Source organism: Pseudomonas sp. C32, from assembly GCF_030417915.1.
Taxonomy (GTDB): Bacteria; Pseudomonadota; Gammaproteobacteria; order Pseudomonadales; family Pseudomonadaceae; genus Aquipseudomonas.
Window position 1 is genome coordinate 81,354 of sequence record NZ_JAUHUK010000019.1, and the last position, 19,227, is coordinate 100,580.

Genomic DNA, 19,227 nt, shown 5'->3' on the forward strand with positions numbered 1-19,227 from the left:
CGCCTTTATCCTTGGCAACGCTGGAGCCTGTCCCCTCTACGCGACGGAACAGGCTGGTAGCGATCAACGGCGTGGCAGGAATTGCAGCGGATCTACTGGTTTACCTTGGCGGCGAATCTCAAAATGCAGTTTCACCCGGTCTGTCCCCGTTGACCCCATTTCCGCAATTGTCTGTCCGACCTTGACCTGCTGCCCCTCCCGGACCAACAGCCTGCGGTTATGTCCGTAGGCACTGACGTAGGTTTCGCTGTGTTTGATGATGACTAATTCGCCGTAGCCCCTTAAGCCACTCCCGGCGTATACCACCGTCCCATCAGACGCAGCTAAAACAGGCTGTCCCAAATCTCCGGCGATATCAATTCCTTTATTCAAACTGCCGTTTGAAGAGAATTTTCCAATAAGAATGCCATTAGAAGGCCATCCCCAGCCGGTCGGGGCTGGGCCTGCTGGAGGCATCGGCGCGGGGGCTGGTTTGCTCGCGACGGACGGTACAGCCGTCGTTGTGGTCGTGGTCGAACCGTTTGCCGCTCGACGTACAACCGTGGTTTTGCTCGACGACGAAGGCGATGAACCGGACGAACTTGCCACGTTTGTCGATGTTGAACCGGTGCGCCCATCGAAGCGAATCGTCTGACCCGGCCGGATCGTGTAAGGCGCTGGAATGTTGTTTCGTGCCGCGAGGGCCTTGTAGTCCCAGCCGTAGCGAAAAGCGATGGAGAACAGGGTGTCTTTTGGCCGAACGACGTATTGCCCCGTTGTCACTGCCGGGCGCTGCGCGGCGGCATTTCGGTCAACAACACGTGCGTCGCTGGATTTGTTGCTGGAGCAACCGACCAGCAAGGTGCTCAAGACAAGGCCAGTCACCAGGCGCTGAAAGCTCGTTTTACCCATACGCTGCGCAATGACTGTGAGACTCACCCGCCGCTCCCTCTGTGGTGGCTGAAAATGTGAAATACCGGATTCCGGCGCGAAATGTCGCAAGTATAACGGGCCGTGCAGGCTTTACCCTTAATGAAGCGAAATAGCTTGGCGCACACGTTTGCGGTCTGGCAAAACAACCCGTTTAACCATTCGATGCCGCTGTAAGACAGAGGCAATCGAAGAGAATTCAGCGGACTGAAACAAATGCTCAGGCCAGTGGCCCATTGAGCAGTGGAACGAAGCGCACATTGCCCAGAACACGCCGGGAAAACCCTTGCTCTTCACGGATGATCAACATCAATTGCTGGACTTCACCGGCGCCGACCGGAATCACCAGACGCCCGCCTGGCGCCAGCTGATCCAGCAATGCCTGTGGCACATCTGTCGCCACGGCGGTCACGATGATGCCGTTGTACGGAGCCAGTGCAGGCCAGCCTTCCCAGCCATCACCCCAGCGGAACACCACGTTGCGCAGGTTGAGTTCGACCAGGCGTTCCTTGGCCCGATCCTGCAAGACCTTGATGCGCTCGACCGAAAATACCCGCTCGACCAGTTGCGACAGCACCGCCGTTTGATAGCCCGAGCCGGTGCCGATCTCCATCACTTTGTCCAGCGGCCCTGCTTCCAGCAGCAACTCGCTCATGCGAGCCACCATATACGGCTGGGAGATGGTCTGGTTGTTCCCGATCGGCAACGCGGTGTCTTCGTAGGCACGGTGTGCCAGCGCCTCATCGACAAACAGGTGTCGCGGTGTACGGCGAATGACTTCCAGCACCTTGGCGTTGGAGATGCCTTCTTCATACAGGCGCTGAATGAGGCGTTCGCGGGTGCGTTGAGAAGTCATTCCGATGCCGCGACGCAGCATATCGTCTTGTTCACGCCCCATTAGCGCAGCCCCTCCAGCCAGCCATCGAGACTTGCGAAGGCATCGTTGAAGGTACGATCCAGTTGCAACGGAGTGATCGAAACATAACCTTGCATCACCGCATGAAAATCGGTGCCCGGGCCGCCGTCCTCGGCATCCCCCGCCGCCGCAATCCAGTATCCGGACTTGCCTCGTGGATCTACCACCTTCACCGGCGCAGCCGCGCGGGCGCGATGACCGAGACGGGTCAGTTGGATACCGCGGATGCGGTCAAGCGGCAGATTGGGAATGTTCACGTTCAGCACCGTACGCGGTGGCAAGTCGAGACCGGCGTGCGCCTCGACCAGCTTGCGTGCGAAATAGGCTGCTGTAGGAAGATTCTCGACCTGTCGAGAGACCAACGAAAAAGCAAACGAAGGACACTTCAGGAAACGCCCTTCAAGGGCTGCCGCCACCGTGCCGGAATACAAAACATCGTCCCCCAGGTTCGCGCCCAGGTTGATGCCGGAAACCACCATGTCCACTTCATGCTCCAGCAAGCCGTTAAGGCCCAGGTGCACGCAATCGGTGGGCGTGCCATTGATGCTGATAAAGCCATTGGCAAGGGTTTGCGGGTGCAACGGACGGTCGAGCGTCAGCGAACTGCTGGCGCCGCTTTTGTCCTGGTCCGGGGCGATAACCACGCATTCGGTGTAATCCGCCAGCGCAGCATAAAGCGCGGCAAGACCGGGTGCGGTTACCCCATCATCGTTCGAAATCAGAATACGCATGGGCTGTCCGTCTGCCCCACCGGCACCAGATCAACAAGCTCGCGCACTAATACAGTGGCAAAGCATCCGGCCGGCAGGACGAATTCCAGTTGCAGAATGTCAGGCTCGGGATAATGCCACGTCAACCCGCCAATGGGCAGCCGCAGGATGCGACGTTCGTGGCTCATTCCGGCGTTAATCAACCAATCGCGCAAATCTGCTTCGCGCGCGGCGATTGCCTGCTCCAGTTCATGGACTGCGCCCGCGGTCGGCGAGTCACCTTCGCCCCACTGCGGCCCGGTCGGGTGCAGATCAAGAATCGCCAGACGCGGGTCGCTGCACTCGGCCTCACCGGCTGGAAAGAAACTGCGGCTGTCAGTGAACGCGAGCAAATCACCGACCTGGGCACGTTGCCAGGTGCCATCGGCAACCCGCGCCGCCAGCACCTGGTTGAACAGAAAACTGCGGGCCGTGGAAAGCAGGCGCGAACGCACGTTGCGCTGCTCCGGCAGTGCCTTGCGTGCGGCCCAGGCGCGGGCGTCGACCACGTTGCCGCCGTCATGCCCGAAACGCTGGGTACCGAAGTAATTCGGAATGCCTTGTTTAACGATCTGCTGCAGGCGTTCGTCGATGGCGGCCTTGTCACCCGCGAATTGCGTCAGGCGCAAAGTGAACCCGTTGGCCGAGTGGGCACCGCGTTGCAGCTTGCGCTTGTGACGGCTGGTCTTGAGGATTTTCAGCGTGTCGTTTTCTGCGGCCGACAGATCCGGATCGGCCTTGCCCGGCAGTTGCACGCTGAACCACTGACGCGTCAACGCCTGACGGTCCTTGAGCCCGGCATAACTGACGGTACGCAAGGGGACGCCTGCCGCTTTGGCGATTCGCCGTGCCGCTTCTTCCGTGTTCAAGCCACGCTTTTCCACCCAGATCCACAGGTGCTCGCCGTCGCCACTGAGCGGAATATCCAGGACTTCATCGACCTGAAAATCTTCCGCGATGGCTTTCAGTACCGCGCAGCCCAGGGGCTCGCCGTATGCACGGGGGCCAAGCAATTGCAGTTCGTTCATGCGCGCAACAACAAGGCAACGGAATGCACGGCGATGCCTTCTTCGCGACCGACAAAGCCGAGCTTTTCGGTGGTGGTAGCTTTAACGTTCACTTGATCCAACTCAACTTGAAGATCCGCGGCAATCAGCGCGCGCATCGATTCGATATGCGGGGCCATTTTCGGCGCCTGGGCGACGATGGTGTTGTCGACGTTGCCGACCTTCCAGCCTTTGGCGTGGATCAGGGCAACGACATGACGCAACAGCACACGGCTGTCGGCGCCTTTGAATTGTGGATCGGTATCCGGAAAATGCTTGCCGATATCACCCAGCGCAGCAGCGCCGAGCAAGGCATCGCTCAAGGCGTGCAGCAGGACGTCACCGTCGGAATGAGCGAGCAGCCCGAAGCTGTGTGCGATACGCACGCCGCCCAGAGTAATGAAATCGCCTTCAGCGAAACGGTGCACATCATAGCCGTGGCCAATACGCATAAAAAAACGCCCCGATTTTTGTCAGGGCGTGATTCTACCTGCATTAGGCACCTAGAGCATGCGCGTGATGCCGCAAGTGGTCCTCGATGAAACTGGCGATGAAGAAATAGCTGTGGTCGTAGCCCGGTTGCAGGCGCAACGTCAGCGGATAACCGGCCAGTTTGCTGGCCTGTTGCAAGGCTTCCGGCTTGAGCTGGGTGGCAAGGAAGTCATCGCGATCGCCTTGATCGACCAGTAACGGCAACTTCTCGTCAGCCTCGGCGATCAACGCACAGGCATCCCATTCACGCCATTTCGAACGGTCTTCTCCCAGGTAACGAGAGAAAGCCTTATGCCCCCATGGGCAATCCATCGGATTGTTGATCGGCGAGAGCGCCGACACCGAGCGATAACGCCCCGGATTGCGCAGCGCACAGACCAATGCACCGTGACCGCCCATGGAATGTCCGCTGATGCCGCGCTTGTCCGATGCGGGGAAATGGGCTTCGACCAATGCCGGCAATTCCTGCACGACATAGTCATGCATCCGATAATGCCGCGACCAGGGTTCCTGAGTGGCATTCAAATAGAAACCGGCGCCGAGACCGAAGTCCCAGGCACCCTCCGGATCACCCGGCACATCAGGACCGCGCGGGCTGGTGTCCGGCGCGACGATGATCAGCCCCAGTTCGGCGGCCATGCGCAGGGCACCGGCCTTGTGCATGAAGTTCTCGTCGGTGCAGGTCAGGCCGGACAGCCAGTACAGCACCGGCAACGTGCCACCCTGCTCCGCTTGCGGCGGCAGGTACACGGCGAACACCATGTCGCAGCCGAGCACTTCGGACCGATGACGGTAGCGTTTGTGCCAGCCGCCGAAGCTTTTCTGGCAGGAGATGTTTTCCAGGCTCATGGCGGACCTCAGAAATGGATGACGGAGCGGATGCTTTTTCCTTCGTGCATCAGGTCAAACGCCTTGTTGATATCTTCCAGGCCCATGGTGTGGGTGATGAAAGTATCCAGCGGGATTTCGCCGGTCTCGGCCATTTCCACATAGCTTGGCAACTCGGTACGGCCGCGCACGCCACCGAACGCCGAACCGCGCCAGACGCGACCGGTGACCAGCTGGAACGGACGGGTCGAGATTTCCTGGCCGGCACCGGCAACGCCGATAATGACCGACTCGCCCCAACCCTTGTGGCAGCATTCCAGCGCCGCGCGCATCAGTTGCACATTACCGATGCACTCGAAGGAAAAGTCGACGCCGCCATCGGTCATGTCGACGATGACTTCCTGGATCGGGCGATCGAAGTCTTTCGGGTTCACACAATCGGTTGCACCCAGTTGCTTGGCGATCTCGAATTTGGCCGGGTTGATGTCGATGGCAATGATGCGCGCAGCCTTGGCTTTCACCGCGCCGATGACCGCGGACAAACCGATGCCGCCGAGGCCGAAAATGGCCACGGTGTCACCCGGTTTTACCTTGGCAGTGTTAAGCACCGCACCGATGCCGGTGGTGACACCGCAGCCCAGCAGGCAGACTTTTTCCAGCGGTGCTTCTTTGGCAATTTTGGCGACGGAGATTTCCGGCAACACGGTGTACTCGGAGAACGTCGAGGTCCCCATGTAGTGGAAAATCGGTTGGCCTTTGTAGGAAAAACGCGAAGTGCCGTCAGGCATCAGGCCTTTACCCTGGGTCGCACGAATCGCCTGACACAGGTTGGTCTTGCCCGACAGGCAGAATTTGCACTGGCGGCATTCCGGGGTGTACAGCGGGATTACATGATCACCGACCGCAACAGACGTCACGCCCTCGCCAATTGCCTCGACAATCGCCCCGCCTTCGTGACCGAGAATCGACGGGAAGATGCCTTCCGGGTCGGCGCCCGACAGGGTGTAGGCATCGGTATGGCAGACACCGGAAGCCACCACGCGCAACAACACTTCACCGGCCTTGGGCATGGCGACATCGACTTCAACGATCTCCAGAGGCTTCTTGGCCTCGAAGGCAACGGCGGCGCGCGACTTGATCATGGTGACTCTCCAGTGAATTAAAACGAGACCGTGAGTGTAATACAGCGCCACACAGTGAATAATCCGGACAAAAGCAAAACATTATTGCCATGCAGGGATAATCATCGATGTCCGACAATCGCTGGGAAGGCATTGACGAGTTCGTCGCCGTTGCCGAATGCAGCCAGTTCACCGCGGCGGCGGAGCGACTGGGGGTTTCTTCCTCCCATGTCAGTCGACAAATCGTACGCCTTGAAGAACGTTTGCAGACTCGTCTGCTCTACCGCAGTACCCGCCGGGTCACGCTGACCGAAGCCGGGCAAACCTTCCTGCAACATTGCCAGCGCTTGCAGGATGGCCGGGAAGAAGCGCTGCGTGCAGTCGGCGACTTGACCAGCGAACCCAAGGGCATGCTGCGCATGACCTGCGCCGTGGCCTACGGCGAGCGCTTCATCGTGCCGCTGGTGACCCGTTTCATGGGGCTGTATCCGCAACTGCGCATCGACATCGAACTGACCAATCGCCAACTCGACCTGGTGCACGAGGGCTTGGACCTGGCGATCCGCCTCGGCCGTTTGCAGGACTCGAGACTGGTCGCCACACGCCTCGCGCCGCGTCGGATGTTTCTCTGCGCATCCCCTTCCTACATAGAACGCTATGGTCGGCCACACAGTCTGTCGGAACTCAATCGGCACAATTGCCTGATCGGTAGCTCGGACGTCTGGCAGCTGGAACAGAACGGGCGGGAGTTTTCGCAACGGGTGCAGGGAAACTGGCGTTGCAACAGTGGGCAAGCGGTGCTGGACGCGGCGCTGCAAGGTGTCGGGCTGTGTCAGTTGCCGGATTATTACGTACTGGAGCATTTGAACAGCGGCGGGTTGATTTCACTGCTGGAGGCGCATCAACCACCGAATACCGCCGTGTGGGCGCTGTATCCGCAGCAGCGGCATCTGTCACCGAAGGTGCGCAAGTTGGTGGATTACTTGAAGGAGGGGTTGGCTGAAAGGCCGGAGTACAGGATTTAAGATCAAAAGATCGCAGCCTGCGGCAGCTCCTACAGGACCTCAGGTGATACGCAATCGATCTTTTAGCGGCGATTAGCCCAACGCTGTCTCAACCATTCAAGATCCTCAGGACGCGTCACCTTGAGGTTATCGGATCGCCCTTCGATCAGGCGTGGCGCCAAGCCGGCCCACTCCATCGCCGAGGCTTCATCGGTGACCACGGCATCTGCCACCAGGCTGTCAGCCAATGCCCGATGCAATGCGCCAAGGCGAAACATCTGCGGTGTGTAGGCCTGCCAGATCACACTACGATCAACGGTTTCTACCACACGACCGTGCTTGTCGACCCGTTTGAGGGTATCCCGCGCCGGAACCGCCAGCAGTCCACCGACAGGATCGTCAGCCAGCTCAGCCAGCAATTTGTCCAGATCGTCACGACTGAGGTTCGGCCGTGCGGCATCGTGGACCAGTACCCAATCCTCATCGTCGGCACCCTGCGCATGCAGATGCAACAACGCATTGAGCACCGAGCCGGACCGCTCGGAGCCGCCCTCGACCCGCGCAATACGTGTATCGCCGGCACACGCCAGGTTCGGCCAATAAGGATCATCAACAGCAAGACTGACCACCAGGCCTTTCAGGCAAGGATGATCAAGGAAACAGCCGAGGCTGTGTTCGAGAATTGTGCGCCCGCCCAGTTGCAAGTATTGCTTGGGACGGTCCGCGGCCATACGGGCACCGACGCCCGCGGCAGGAATCACGGCCCAGAAGGCCGGTAACGTCTGGTTCATTGCGCTAACTGGTAAAGTGTTTCACCGTCCTTGACCATGCCCAACTCGTGGCGAGCCCGTTCTTCGACGGTCTCCATGCCCTTCTTCAACTCGCTGACTTCAGCGTCCATCACCCGATTGCGTTCCAGCAAGATCTGGTTCTCAGCTTGCTGATCGGCAATCTGCTGAGTCAACTCGGCCACTTGCGCCAGACTGCCATTTCCCACCCACAGGCGGTACTGCAGGCCAGCCAGCAGCAGGAGCAAGACGAGGAACAACCAATTGGGACTGCGCATCGAATATCAGGTATCCAGTGAAAAAAAACAGCCACACCAAAACATGAAGCTACTGATAGCACGAAGCCTGGAAGAACCAGGCTTGTGCTCATAAGACATCAGATTAGTGGCAAAAACGTCGCTGTAGCGATTTTTCCGACACAATCCGGTGTCTTTTTTACCACGTACTGCTTAGCCGCGGAATTCGCTGCGGCCGTTGTACTTGGCTTTGCCGTTCAACTGCTCTTCGATACGCAGCAGTTGGTTGTACTTGGACACGCGGTCGGAACGGCACAGGGAGCCGGTCTTGATCTGGCCAGCCGCAGTACCCACAGCCAGGTCGGCAATGGTCGAATCTTCGGTTTCGCCGGAGCGGTGCGAGATCACGGCGGTGTAACCGGCAGCCTTGGCCATCTGGATGGCTTCCAGGGTTTCGGTCAGGGTGCCGATCTGGTTGAACTTGATCAGGATCGAGTTGGCGATCTTTTTATCGATGCCTTCTTTCAGAATCTTGGTGTTGGTCACGAACAGGTCGTCGCCTACCAGTTGGGTCTTCTCGCCGATCTTGTCGGTGAGGATTTTCCAGCCAGCCCAGTCGGACTCGTCCAGGCCATCTTCAATGGAGATGATCGGGTAACGCTCGGTCAGACCTTTCAGGTAATCGGCGAAACCTTCAGCGGTGAACACCTGACCTTCGCCGGACAGGTTGTACTTGCCGTCTTCGTAGAATTCGCTGGCGGCGCAGTCCAGTGCTAGGGTCACGTCGGTGCCCAGCTTGTAGCCAGCGTTGGCCACGGCTTCGGAGATCACTTTCAGTGCATCTTCGTTGGACGCCAGGTTCGGTGCGAAACCACCTTCGTCACCCACGGCAGTGCTCAGGCCACGGGCCTTCAACACAGCTTTGAGGTGATGGAAAATCTCGGTGCCCATGCGCAGACCTTCCGAGAAAGACTTGGCGCCAACCGGCTGAACCATGAATTCCTGGATGTCGACGTTGTTATCGGCGTGCTCGCCACCGTTGATGATGTTCATCATCGGAACCGGCATCGAGTAAACACCCGGGGTGCCGTTCAGGTTGGCGATGTGAGCGTACAGCGGCAGGTCCTGGTCCTGTGCTGCTGCCTTGGCCGCGGCCAGGGAAACGGCGAGGATCGCGTTGGCGCCCAGGGAACCTTTGTTTTCAGTACCGTCGAGCTTGATCATTGCCAGATCGAGCGCTTTCTGGTCGCTTGGGTCCATGCCTTTCAACAGGTCGCGGATCGGACCGTTGATGTTGGCGACGGCCTTCAGAACACCTTTGCCCAGGTAACGGCTCTTGTCGCCATCACGCAGCTCGAGCGCTTCACGCGAGCCAGTGGAAGCACCGGACGGCGCGCAGGCACTGCCGATGATGCCGTTGTCGAGAAGCACATCCGCTTCCACGGTGGGATTGCCCCGGGAGTCGAGAACTTCACGACCTTTGATGTCGACGATTTTAGCCATTGCTGTAAACACTCCAAAGTTGACGAAAAAGCTTTGTACCGCTCGATTTATAACTTGTAGGTCACATCTGCAGGAGCCGGCTTGCTGGCGATAGCACCCTCAGGGCACCCATCGCCAGCAAGCCGGCTCCTCCAACCGGATTCAAATGTTACGCGGTTTCTACCGTCGGAAAACTCTTCACCAGATCGTCCAGAGCTTTGAGCTGGGCCAGGAATGGCTCGAGCTTGTCCAGACGCAAGGCGCAAGGGCCATCGCACTTGGCATTGTCCGGATCCGGGTGAGCTTCGAGGAACAAGCCCGCCAAGGACTGGCTCATGCCAGCTTTTGCCAGGTCGAGGACCTGGGCGCGACGACCGCCCGCGGAATCGGAGCGACCGCCTGGCATTTGCAGCGCATGGGTCACGTCGAAGAACACCGGGTATTCGAACTGCTTCATGATGCCGAAGCCGAGCATGTCCACAACCAGGTTGTTGTAGCCGAAGCTCGAACCGCGCTCGCAGAGGATCAACTGATCGTTACCCGCTTCCACGCATTTGTTCAGGATGTGTTTCATTTCCTGAGGCGCGAGGAACTGGGCTTTCTTGATGTTGATCACCGCGCCGGTCTTGGCCATCGCGACCACGAGGTCGGTCTGGCGCGACAGGAAGGCCGGCAACTGGATGATGTCGCAGACTTCAGCAACGACCACGGCCTGATCCGGCTCGTGGACGTCGGTGATGATCGGCACGCCGAAGGCTTGCTTGATGTCCTGGAAAATCCGCATGCCTTCTTCCAGGCCCGGGCCACGGTAAGAGGTCACGGAGGAGCGGTTGGCCTTGTCGAAGCTGGCCTTGAACACATAAGGGATACCGAGTTTCTCGGTAACCTTGACGTACTCTTCGCAGACCTGCATCGCCATGTCACGGCTTTCCAGCACGTTCATGCCACCAAACAGCACCATTGGCTTGTCGTTGGCAATCTCGATATCGCCGACGCGGATAATCTTCTGGGCCATCAGGTTTTATGCCTTCTTCTGGTGTTGAGCCAAAGCCGCTTTAACAAAACCGCTGAACAACGGGTGACCGTCGCGAGGCGTCGAGGTGAACTCCGGGTGGAACTGGCAAGCCACGAACCATGGATGATCCGGCGCTTCAACCACTTCAACCAGCGCGCCATCACCGGAACGACCGGAGATCTTCAGGCCGGCTTCCATGATTTGCGGCAGCAGGTTGTTGTTCACTTCATAGCGATGACGGTGACGCTCGACGATCACGTCCTTGCCGTAGCAGCCATGAACCAGGGAACCCGGCTCCAGCAGGCAATCCTGCGCGCCGAGGCGCATGGTGCCGCCCAGGTCGGAGGTTTCGGTACGGGTTTCGACGGCGCCGGTGGCATCTTCCCACTCGGTGATCAGACCCACGACCGGGTGACCGCTTGCACGATCGAACTCGGTGGAGTTGGCGTCTTTCCAGCCCAGCACGTTACGAGCGAACTCGATCACGGCCACTTGCATGCCCAGGCAGATGCCCAGGTATGGAACCTTGTTTTCACGAGCGAATTGAACGGCAGTGATCTTGCCTTCCACGCCGCGCAGACCGAAACCACCAGGAACCAGAATCGCGTCCACACCTTCCAGCAGCGCGGTGCCCTGGTTTTCGATGTCTTCGGAATCGATGTAGCGCAGGTTGACCTTGGTGCGGTTGCTGATGCCGGCGTGACTCATCGCTTCGATCAGCGACTTGTAGGCGTCCAGCAGTTCCATGTACTTGCCGACCATGGCGATGGTGACTTCGTGCTCAGGGTTGAGCTTGGCGTCGACAACGGCTTCCCACTCGGACAGGTCGGCACCGCCGCACTGCAAGCCGAAGCGCTCGACCACAAAATCGTCCAGACCCTGGGAGTGCAGGATGCCCGGGATCTTGTAGATGGTGTCGGCGTCTTCCAGCGCGATCACCGCACGTTCTTCAACGTTGGTGAACTGGGCGATCTTGCGACGCGAGGAAATATCGATCGGGTGATCGGAGCGGCACACCAGCACGTCAGGTTGCAGACCGATGGAACGCAGTTCCTTCACCGAATGCTGGGTTGGCTTGGTTTTGGTTTCACCGGCAGTGGCGATGTACGGCACCAGCGTCAGGTGCATCAGCATCGCGCGCTTGGCGCCGACTTCGAAACGCAGCTGGCGGATGGCCTCGAGGAACGGTTGCGATTCGATGTCACCCACGGTGCCACCGATTTCGACCATCGCCACGTCGGCATCGCCTGCACCCTTGATGATGCGGCGCTTGATTTCGTCGGTGATATGCGGGATCACCTGGATGGTTGCACCCAGGTAGTCACCACGGCGCTCTTTGCGCAGCACGTGCTCGTAGACACGCCCCGTGGTGAAGTTGTTGTTCTGGGTCATGGTCGTGCGGATGAACCGCTCGTAGTGGCCCAGGTCCAGGTCGGTCTCGGCGCCGTCATGGGTGACGAACACCTCACCGTGCTGGAACGGGCTCATGGTGCCCGGGTCGACGTTGATGTACGGGTCCAGCTTCAGCATGGTGACCTTAAGTCCCCGCGCCTCCAGGATGGCCGCCAATGATGCCGATGCAATGCCTTTCCCCAAAGAAGAAACAACACCGCCCGTGACGAATATGTAGCGCGTCATGAAAAACCCTAGAAGTCTGCGTTAAAGCGGTCCGAGCCGCCGGGGGAAGCGAAGGAAGGCCGAAGCCCCCGATCACCTGCATTAATCACAGTGCACCTTTCAAAAAAACCGCCGCGTTGGGACAGACCGGGAGATGAAACACCGGTACGTTGCTCGCTACACATTTTTTGGAATCGCCCAGCAAAGACTGCTTGGTAATCGGCAACTCCTGCAATTCAGGCGAATCCACAGAAGTTGTATCAAGAAGGGAGCGTAGTCTACCGGAAAGCCCCTTTCAGCTCAAACCTTGATCTTCGATCGATGGCCGCCAATGCAAATGCCAGCCGCCGATCTCATCGCCGTCCAGCCCCCGAAGGTTCGCCACCGCCAGCAATTGCCCGTCTTTGTAGAGCAGCGGCAATCTGCCGCGCACGAATGACGGTACCCCGCGCTCATTAAGCAAACGCTTCAGGTCCCGATGGCCACGCCCCGGCAACGTCATCACCTCTCCCCCTTCACGATAGCGGATCTGCAACGGGCCATCGGGGATTTGTCCATTGAAGGTGAGCACACCGTTGTCCGCCAGAACCAGCGGCGCAGCAGGATTCAACCAGGCTCCAGCGGCAGGCACGGCGCGCAGCCAGCAACCGGACAGCCACCAGATGCGCCCGCCCGCCCGATGCAATTCTCCATCAGCCAACCGCCACACCGGGGAGGCATCACTGGTGGCATCACGTAAATTCGCCCAACCCGACCAATGGTCAGTGTCCGGCAGGCGAGTCAGCGGTTCGAGCCAGTGACTCAAGGCATTTCGCTGCCGGGCAGCGGAGAGTGCCGCGAGGGGAGCCAATGCCAGCGAGGGCAATCGCAACCAATCGAAGTCACTCGCCGAACCGGAGCAAGCCAGATCGATTTGCGCCAACTCATCGAGCAGTTCCTGCGCTTCACGCAGATGCGCAGCACTGCGGGCCATGGTCATCACCGCTTGGGGCCAACGCGCAGTCAGTAGCGGAAACACCTGATGACGCAGATAGTTGCGCGAGTGTTGTCGATCCTGATTCGAAGGATCTTCGATCCAGCTCAAACCCTGCTCGGTGGCGTAGGCCTCCAGTTCGGCCCGGGTGATGTCGAGTAATGGCCTTGAAAGGTATCCCTGCCCCAACACACGCTGATGCGGCATCCCCGACATCCCGCGCACGCCGGCACCCCGCAACAGTCGAAACAACAGGGTTTCTGCCTGATCGTCACGGTGCTGGGCAGTCAACAGCACTTCGTTGCACTGAAGGGCTTCTGTGAAGGCCTGATAACGCGCCTCCCGGGCCGCCCGCTCAAGACTGGCGCCCGACTGGACCTGCACCCGCACGACTTGCAGCGGCACACCCAACGCCGCACACACCGAATGGCAATGTTCAGGCCACGCATCCGCAGCGGCTTGAAGGCCGTGATGGACATGGATGGCGTTGAGCGCCGGCAGGGATTCGGTTTTGCAGAGTGTTGCCAGAAGGTGCAGCAGGACGGTGGAGTCGAGGCCACCGGAGAGGGCGATGTGCCAGGCTGTGGCGTTGCGCCAAGGCTCAAGATTCAACAAAAGCCGGGAACACAGATCACTCTTCGAAGGAGTCATAGAGATTGATCGTCCCTCATAAACCACTGCAGGCGCTGCCGCAGACTGCGGCAGCGCCTACAAGGGTATTGCGTTCAGTCGACTTACAGACCGTAGCTCATCAGTCGATCGTAACGGCGCTTGAGCAACGCTTCGTTGTCGAACTTCTTCAGCATCTTCAGTTGCGAGCTCAGCTCGGCACGGATCGACGCTGCGGCTGCGGCCGGATCACGGTGCGCGCCACCCAGTGGCTCGCCGATCACTTTATCCACAATACCCAGGCCTTTGAGGCGCTCGGCGGTGATGCCCATGGCTTCAGCGGCATCCGGCGCTTTCTCGGCGGTTTTCCACAGAATCGAAGCGCAACCTTCCGGCGAAATCACCGCGTAGGTCGAGTACTCCAGCATGTTCAGCTGATCGCAAACGCCAATGGCCAACGCACCACCGGAACCACCCTCACCGATCACGGTGGCGATGATTGGGGTTTTCAGGCGGGCCATGACACGCAGGTTCCAGGCAATCGCTTCGCTTTGGTTACGCTCTTCAGCGTCGATGCCAGGGTAGGCGCCCGGGGTATCGATGAAGGTCAGGATCGGCATCTTGAAGCGTTCGGCCATTTCCATCAGGCGGCACGCCTTGCGGTAGCCTTCCGGACGAGGCATGCCGAAGTTGCGGCGAACTTTTTCGCGCACTTCACGGCCTTTCTGGTGACCGATGATCATCACCGGCTGGTTGTCCAGGCGGGCAATACCGCCGACGATGGCAGCGTCGTCGGAGAAGTGACGGTCACCGTGCAATTCATCGAACTCGGTGAAGATGTGTTCGATGTAGTCCAGGGTGTACGGACGCTTCGGGTGGCGCGCCAGACGTGCGATCTGCCAGCTGGTCAGCTTGCCGAAAATGTCTTCGGTCAGCGTCTTGCTCTTGTCCTGCAGGCGGGAGATCTCATCGCCGATATTCAGCGAATTGTCATTACCGACCAAGCGCAACTCTTCGATCTTGGCTTGCAGGTCGGCGATCGGCTGTTCGAAATCTAGAAAATTCGGGTTCATAGGCGTCCGTCTTGGGTCGAGTCCCAAGTGATCTTGGGCCGGCCGGTTGTCTATTCGCGCCCTACCTTAAGGGAGAGGCGCGTTGAGGTCGAGATTAAAAATTCTGGTCATGCTCAGGATGCGTGATGGCACCCTGACCGTTAACGGTATTGGAGGAAGACGTTGTCTCGCCCGAACTGGTCACGCAAGGCTTGAATCAACGCATCCGCCGGATCGATTCTCCAGCCTTCGCCGAACTGCAGCATGGCCTTCGCATCGGGGCTGGTGTAGTCCATGGTGATCGGACAGGCACCGCGATGACGCTTCAACAAATCACCCAGCCAGCGAAGCTGATCGCCCTTGAGGTCCTTGGCGTGCAGCTTCAAACGCAGACTCTCGGCCAGGTTGGTGCGCGCATCCTCCATGCTCATCACTCGCTTGACTCGAAGGCGCAGCCCACCGGAGAAGTCGTCATTACTGACCTCGCCTTCGACCACCACCATCGCATCGGTCTGCAAGAGTGACTGCGCGGAGTGGAACGCATCGGCAAACAGCGACGCCTCGATCCGGCCAGAGCGGTCGTCAAGGGTGATGAACCCCATCTTGTCGCCTTTTTTATTCTTCATGACCCGCAGGGCGATGATCATGCCCGCAACGGTCTGCGTATCGCGGGCCGGTTTCAGGTCGATGATGCGCTGACGGGCGAAACGGCGGATTTCGCCTTCATATTCGTCGATCGGGTGACCGGTCAGATACAGGCCAAGCGTGTCTTTCTCGCCCTTGAGCCGTTCCTTGAGCGTCAGCTCCTTGGCTTTGCGATGGTTGCCGTAGACATCGGCGTCTTCCTCAACGAACAGGCCACCAAACAGGTCGGCGTGGCCGCTGTCGTGGGTGCGGGCGGTTTGTTCGGCGGCCTTGATCGCTTCTTCCATCGCGGTCAGCAGGACGGCGCGGTTGCGGTCGATGTTGGCCTGATAGGCTTTTTGTTCATCGTGGAAGTAAGGGCCGAGACGGTCCAGCGCGCCGCTGCGGATCAAGCCGTCGAGGGTCCGCTTGTTGATGCGCTTGAGGTCGACCCGGGCGCAGAAGTCGAACAGATCCTTGAACGGACCGTCCTGACGCGCCTCGGTGATCGCCTCGACCGGCCCCTCGCCGACGCCCTTGATGGCACCCAGACCGTAAATGATCCGGCCTTCGTCGTTCACCGTGAACTTGAACTCCGAGGTGTTCACATCCGGCGCGTCGAGGCGCAGCTTCATGGTGCGAATTTCTTCGATCAAGGTCACGACCTTGTCGGTGTTGTGCATGTCCGCCGACAGTACCGCAGCCATGAATGGCGCCGGGTAATGGGTTTTCAACCAGGCGGTCTGGTAGGAAACCAGACCGTATGCGGCGGAGTGAGACTTGTTAAAGCCGTAACCGGCGAATTTTTCTACCAGGTCGAAAATGTTACCGGCAAGGTCGGCGTCGATATTGTTGGTCTTGCAACCGTCAATGAAACCGCCGCGTTGCTTGGCCATTTCTTCGGGTTTTTTCTTACCCATGGCTCGACGCAACATGTCCGCGCCGCCGAGGGTGTAACCGGCCATCACCTGGGCAATCTGCATCACCTGTTCCTGATACAGGATGATGCCGTAAGTCGGCGCCAATACAGGTTTCAAGCCTTCGTACTGGTAGTCCGAGTGCGGGTACGCCAATTCGGCGCGACCATGCTTACGGTTGATAAAGTCGTCAACCATGCCGGACTGCAGCGGGCCCGGGCGGAACAGAGCTACCAGTGCGATCAAGTCTTCCAGGCAGTCGGGCTTGAGCTTTTTGATCAGCTCTTTCATGCCGCGCGATTCAAGCTGGAACACCGCCGTGGTTTCAGCTTTTTGCAGCAACGTGTACGTCGGTTTGTCGTCGAGCGGGATGAACGCGATGTCCAGCGGTGGCTCGTCGACCTTGGCGCGGTCGCGATTGATGGTCTTCAGCGCCCAGTCGATCACCGTCAACGTCCGCAGACCGAGGAAGTCGAACTTCACTAGACCGGCCGCTTCAACGTCATCCTTGTCGAACTGGGTTACCAGACCGTCACCGGCTTCGTCGCAATAAATCGGCGAGAAGTCGGTCAATTTGGTCGGCGCGATGACCACACCACCGGCGTGCTTGCCGACGTTACGCACAACACCTTCGAGCTTGCGGGCCATCTCCCAGATTTCCGCAGCCTCTTCATCGACCTTGATGAAGTCGCGCAGGATCTCTTCCTGCTCGTAGGCTTTTTCCAGGGTCATGCCGACTTCGAACGGAATCATCTTCGACAGACGATCCGCCAGGCCATAAGACTTGCCCTGCACCCGCGCCACGTCACGCACCACGGCTTTTGCCGCCATGGAACCGAAGGTGATGATCTGGCTTACCGCGTTGCGGCCATACTTCTCGGCCACGTAGTCGATCACCCGGTCACGACCATCCATGCAGAAGTCGACGTCGAAGTCGGGCATCGATACCCGTTCCGGGTTGAGGAAACGTTCGAACAGCAGGTCATATTCCAGCGGGTCGAGGTCGGTGATCTTCTGTACGTAGGCCACCAGCGATCCGGCACCCGACCCCCGGCCAGGACCAACCGGCACGCCGTTGCTCTTGGCCCACTGGATGAAGTCCATCACGATCAGGAAGTAACCCGGGAAGCCCATCTGGATGATGATATCCAGTTCGAAATTCAGCCGGTCGACATAGACCTGACGCTTGGCTTCGTAGTCTTCGGTGGTGTCCTTGGGCAGCAGAACGCTAAGCCGCTCCTCCAGACCATCAAAGGACACCTTGCGGAAATACTCGTCGATGGTCATGCCATCGGGGATCGGGAAGTTGGGCAGGAAGTGCGTACCCAGCTTCACTTCGATATTGCAGCGCTTGGCGATCTCGACGGTGTTTTCCAGCGCTTCGGGAATATCGCTGAACAGCTCAGCCATTTCATCGGCGCTTTTGAGGTACTGCTGATCGCTGTAGTTCTTCGAGCGTCGCGGATCGTCGAGGGCGCGGCCCTCACCGATGCACACGCGGGTTTCGTGGGCGGCGAAGTCTTCCTGCTTGATGAAGCGCACATCGTTGGTGGCCACGAGCGGCGCACCGAGCTTCTCGGCCAGGGCCACGGCGCCGTGCAGTTGCTCTTCATCGTTAGGGCGGTTGGTGCGCTGGATTTCCAGATAAAAACGATCCGGGAACACGGCCATCCACTCGCGAGCCAGGGTTTCGGCTTCGTCCGGATTGCCGCTGAGCATGGCCTGGCCGATTTCGCCCTCTTTGGCCGCCGACAGCATGATCAAGCCTGCGCTGGCTTCGGCCACCCACTCGCGCTCGATGATGACCGCGCCATTGCGCTGACCGTCGATAAAGCCGCGGGAAATCAGTTCGGTGAGGTTGCGATAGCCTTCGGCGTTCATCACCAGCAGGCTGATCCGGCTCAGTGCGTTGTCCGGATCCTTGTTCGACAGCCACAGGTCGGCGCCGCAGATCGGCTTGATCCCGGCACCCATGGCGTTTTTATAGAATTTGACCAGGGAACACATGTTGTTCTGATCGGTGACCGCTACGGCAGGCATGTTCATGCCGACCAGGGTCTTGACCAGCGGTTTGATCCGCACCAGACCGTCGACCAGGGAGTATTCAGTGTGCAGGCGTAGATGAACGAATGAAGCCGGCATAGTGATCCTGTCTGTGAACGTGAAGACAACAAGGCCCGGATTGTACCGGGCCTTGGTAGAAAAAATCAGCCTTGCAACTAACTCTCGATGAGACCTTCTCGCGCTTCATACGCCAGCCGCACCGGGGCAAACGAACGCCGGTGAATCGGGGTTGGGCCGAGACGGGCGAGCGCTTCCAGATGAACGGGTGTCGGATAGCCTTTGTGACCGCCAATGCCGTAACCCGGGTAGATCAATTCGAACGCGGCCATTTCCCGGTCTCGACTGACCTTGGCCAGAATCGATGCGGCGGCGATGGCTGGAACCTTGCTATCACCCTTGACCACGGCCTCGGAGCGCATCGGCAGTTTCGGGCAACGGTTGCCGTCAATCATCGCCAGCTTCGGCTGAATGTGCAGACCGGCGATCGCGCGCTGCATGGCCAGCATGGTGGCGTGCAGGATATTCAGCTCGTCGATTTCTTCGACTTCGGCACGGGCGATACACCAGCTCAGGGCTTTTTCGCAGATTTCGTCGTAGAGCTTTTCGCGACGGGCTTCGGTGAGTTTTTTCGAGTCGTTCAAGCCAAGAATCGGACGGTTCGGATCAAGAATCACCGCCGCCGTGACCACGGCGCCACAGAGTGGGCCCCGCCCCACTTCATCAACACCGGCAACCAACTCTTCGACTTCGGCGACCAAGGTGAAATCCAGCCCCATCTGCATGCT

17 protein-coding genes are annotated in these 19,227 nt (G+C 59.1%); 1 reads left to right on the forward strand and 16 read right to left on the reverse strand.

Translation table 11 applies throughout. From position 1 onward, the window contains the following. Nucleotides 1–63: 63 nt before the first annotated feature. The 7 genes from QYH43_RS20920 to QYH43_RS20950 all read right to left on the reverse strand — a co-directional run bounded on the left by QYH43_RS20920 (nucleotide 64) and on the right by QYH43_RS20950 (nucleotide 6,082). Nucleotides 64–918, reverse strand: a complete 855-nt coding sequence (locus tag QYH43_RS20920; RefSeq protein ID WP_095152021.1) for a peptidoglycan DD-metalloendopeptidase family protein — start codon at nucleotides 916–918, stop codon at nucleotides 64–66. Nucleotides 919–1,129: 211 nt separating this feature from the next. Continuing rightward, entirely contained in the window at nucleotides 1,130–1,765 is a 636-nt protein-coding gene (locus tag QYH43_RS20925) for a protein-L-isoaspartate(D-aspartate) O-methyltransferase (protein WP_177408824.1), read from the reverse strand. Between the two features lie 41 nt (nucleotides 1,766–1,806). Further along, entirely contained in the window at nucleotides 1,807–2,556 is a 750-nt protein-coding gene (surE, locus tag QYH43_RS20930; protein WP_095058900.1) for a 5'/3'-nucleotidase SurE, read from the reverse strand. Further along, the gene (gene truD, locus QYH43_RS20935) at nucleotides 2,544–3,602 is read right to left on the reverse strand and encodes a tRNA pseudouridine(13) synthase TruD (protein WP_095152019.1); all 1,059 of its coding nucleotides are present in this window, start codon (nucleotides 3,600–3,602) and stop codon (nucleotides 2,544–2,546) included. Before truD ends, surE begins: the two co-directional genes overlap by 13 nt. Continuing rightward, nucleotides 3,599–4,072: a 2-C-methyl-D-erythritol 2,4-cyclodiphosphate synthase gene (ispF, locus tag QYH43_RS20940; protein ID WP_038979164.1), complete on the reverse strand. Its 474-nt coding sequence runs from the start codon at nucleotides 4,070–4,072 to the stop codon at nucleotides 3,599–3,601. The genes truD and ispF overlap by 4 nt, the downstream gene beginning before the upstream one ends. Nucleotides 4,073–4,115: 43 nt before the next feature. Beyond that, complete coding sequence (gene fghA / locus QYH43_RS20945) at nucleotides 4,116–4,961, reverse strand: S-formylglutathione hydrolase (RefSeq protein WP_095152018.1); 846 nt, start codon at nucleotides 4,959–4,961, stop codon at nucleotides 4,116–4,118. A gap of 8 nt (nucleotides 4,962–4,969) precedes the next feature. Then, the gene (locus QYH43_RS20950; protein ID WP_008054058.1) at nucleotides 4,970–6,082 is read right to left on the reverse strand and encodes an S-(hydroxymethyl)glutathione dehydrogenase/class III alcohol dehydrogenase; all 1,113 of its coding nucleotides are present in this window, start codon (nucleotides 6,080–6,082) and stop codon (nucleotides 4,970–4,972) included. A 107-nt stretch (nucleotides 6,083–6,189) separates the two neighbouring features. Here QYH43_RS20950 and QYH43_RS20955 point away from each other — a divergent pair, with 107 nt between their 5' ends. Continuing rightward, complete coding sequence (locus tag QYH43_RS20955; protein WP_095152017.1) at nucleotides 6,190–7,086, forward strand: LysR substrate-binding domain-containing protein; 897 nt, start codon at nucleotides 6,190–6,192, stop codon at nucleotides 7,084–7,086. Between the two features lie 62 nt (nucleotides 7,087–7,148). Here the strand turns inward: QYH43_RS20955 and ispD are convergent, their stop codons facing one another. The 9 genes from ispD to rnhB form a co-directional block, all read right to left on the reverse strand. Next, nucleotides 7,149–7,856, reverse strand: a complete 708-nt coding sequence (gene ispD, locus QYH43_RS20960; RefSeq protein ID WP_095058904.1) for a 2-C-methyl-D-erythritol 4-phosphate cytidylyltransferase — start codon at nucleotides 7,854–7,856, stop codon at nucleotides 7,149–7,151. Next, a complete protein-coding gene (gene ftsB, locus QYH43_RS20965; RefSeq protein WP_095058905.1) occupies nucleotides 7,853–8,131 on the reverse strand; it encodes a cell division protein FtsB in 279 nt (92 codons plus the stop codon). The genes ispD and ftsB overlap by 4 nt, the downstream gene beginning before the upstream one ends. Before the next feature lie 171 nt (nucleotides 8,132–8,302). Continuing rightward, nucleotides 8,303–9,592: a phosphopyruvate hydratase gene (gene eno, locus QYH43_RS20970; protein ID WP_095058906.1), complete on the reverse strand. Its 1,290-nt coding sequence runs from the start codon at nucleotides 9,590–9,592 to the stop codon at nucleotides 8,303–8,305. Nucleotides 9,593–9,740: 148 nt separating this feature from the next. Continuing rightward, nucleotides 9,741–10,586 carry a 3-deoxy-8-phosphooctulonate synthase gene (gene kdsA, locus QYH43_RS20975; RefSeq protein ID WP_095058907.1) on the reverse strand — a complete coding sequence of 282 codons (846 nt, stop codon included), beginning with the start codon at nucleotides 10,584–10,586 and terminating at the stop codon, nucleotides 9,741–9,743. Nucleotides 10,587–10,592: 6 nt separating this feature from the next. Further along, nucleotides 10,593–12,224: a CTP synthase gene (locus tag QYH43_RS20980; protein WP_095058908.1), complete on the reverse strand. Its 1,632-nt coding sequence runs from the start codon at nucleotides 12,222–12,224 to the stop codon at nucleotides 10,593–10,595. Nucleotides 12,225–12,498: 274 nt separating this feature from the next. Next, nucleotides 12,499–13,827: a tRNA lysidine(34) synthetase TilS gene (gene tilS, locus QYH43_RS20985; RefSeq protein ID WP_095152016.1), complete on the reverse strand. Its 1,329-nt coding sequence runs from the start codon at nucleotides 13,825–13,827 to the stop codon at nucleotides 12,499–12,501. 83 nt (nucleotides 13,828–13,910) lie between these two features. Next, nucleotides 13,911–14,858: an acetyl-CoA carboxylase carboxyltransferase subunit alpha gene (locus QYH43_RS20990; RefSeq protein WP_095058910.1), complete on the reverse strand. Its 948-nt coding sequence runs from the start codon at nucleotides 14,856–14,858 to the stop codon at nucleotides 13,911–13,913. A gap of 140 nt (nucleotides 14,859–14,998) precedes the next feature. After that, nucleotides 14,999–18,520, reverse strand: a complete 3,522-nt coding sequence (gene dnaE, locus QYH43_RS20995) for a DNA polymerase III subunit alpha (protein WP_095058911.1) — start codon at nucleotides 18,518–18,520, stop codon at nucleotides 14,999–15,001. A 77-nt stretch (nucleotides 18,521–18,597) separates the two neighbouring features. Next, the gene (gene rnhB / locus QYH43_RS21000) at nucleotides 18,598–19,224 is read right to left on the reverse strand and encodes a ribonuclease HII (RefSeq protein WP_095058912.1); all 627 of its coding nucleotides are present in this window, start codon (nucleotides 19,222–19,224) and stop codon (nucleotides 18,598–18,600) included. Nucleotides 19,225–19,227: the final 3 nt, after the last annotated feature.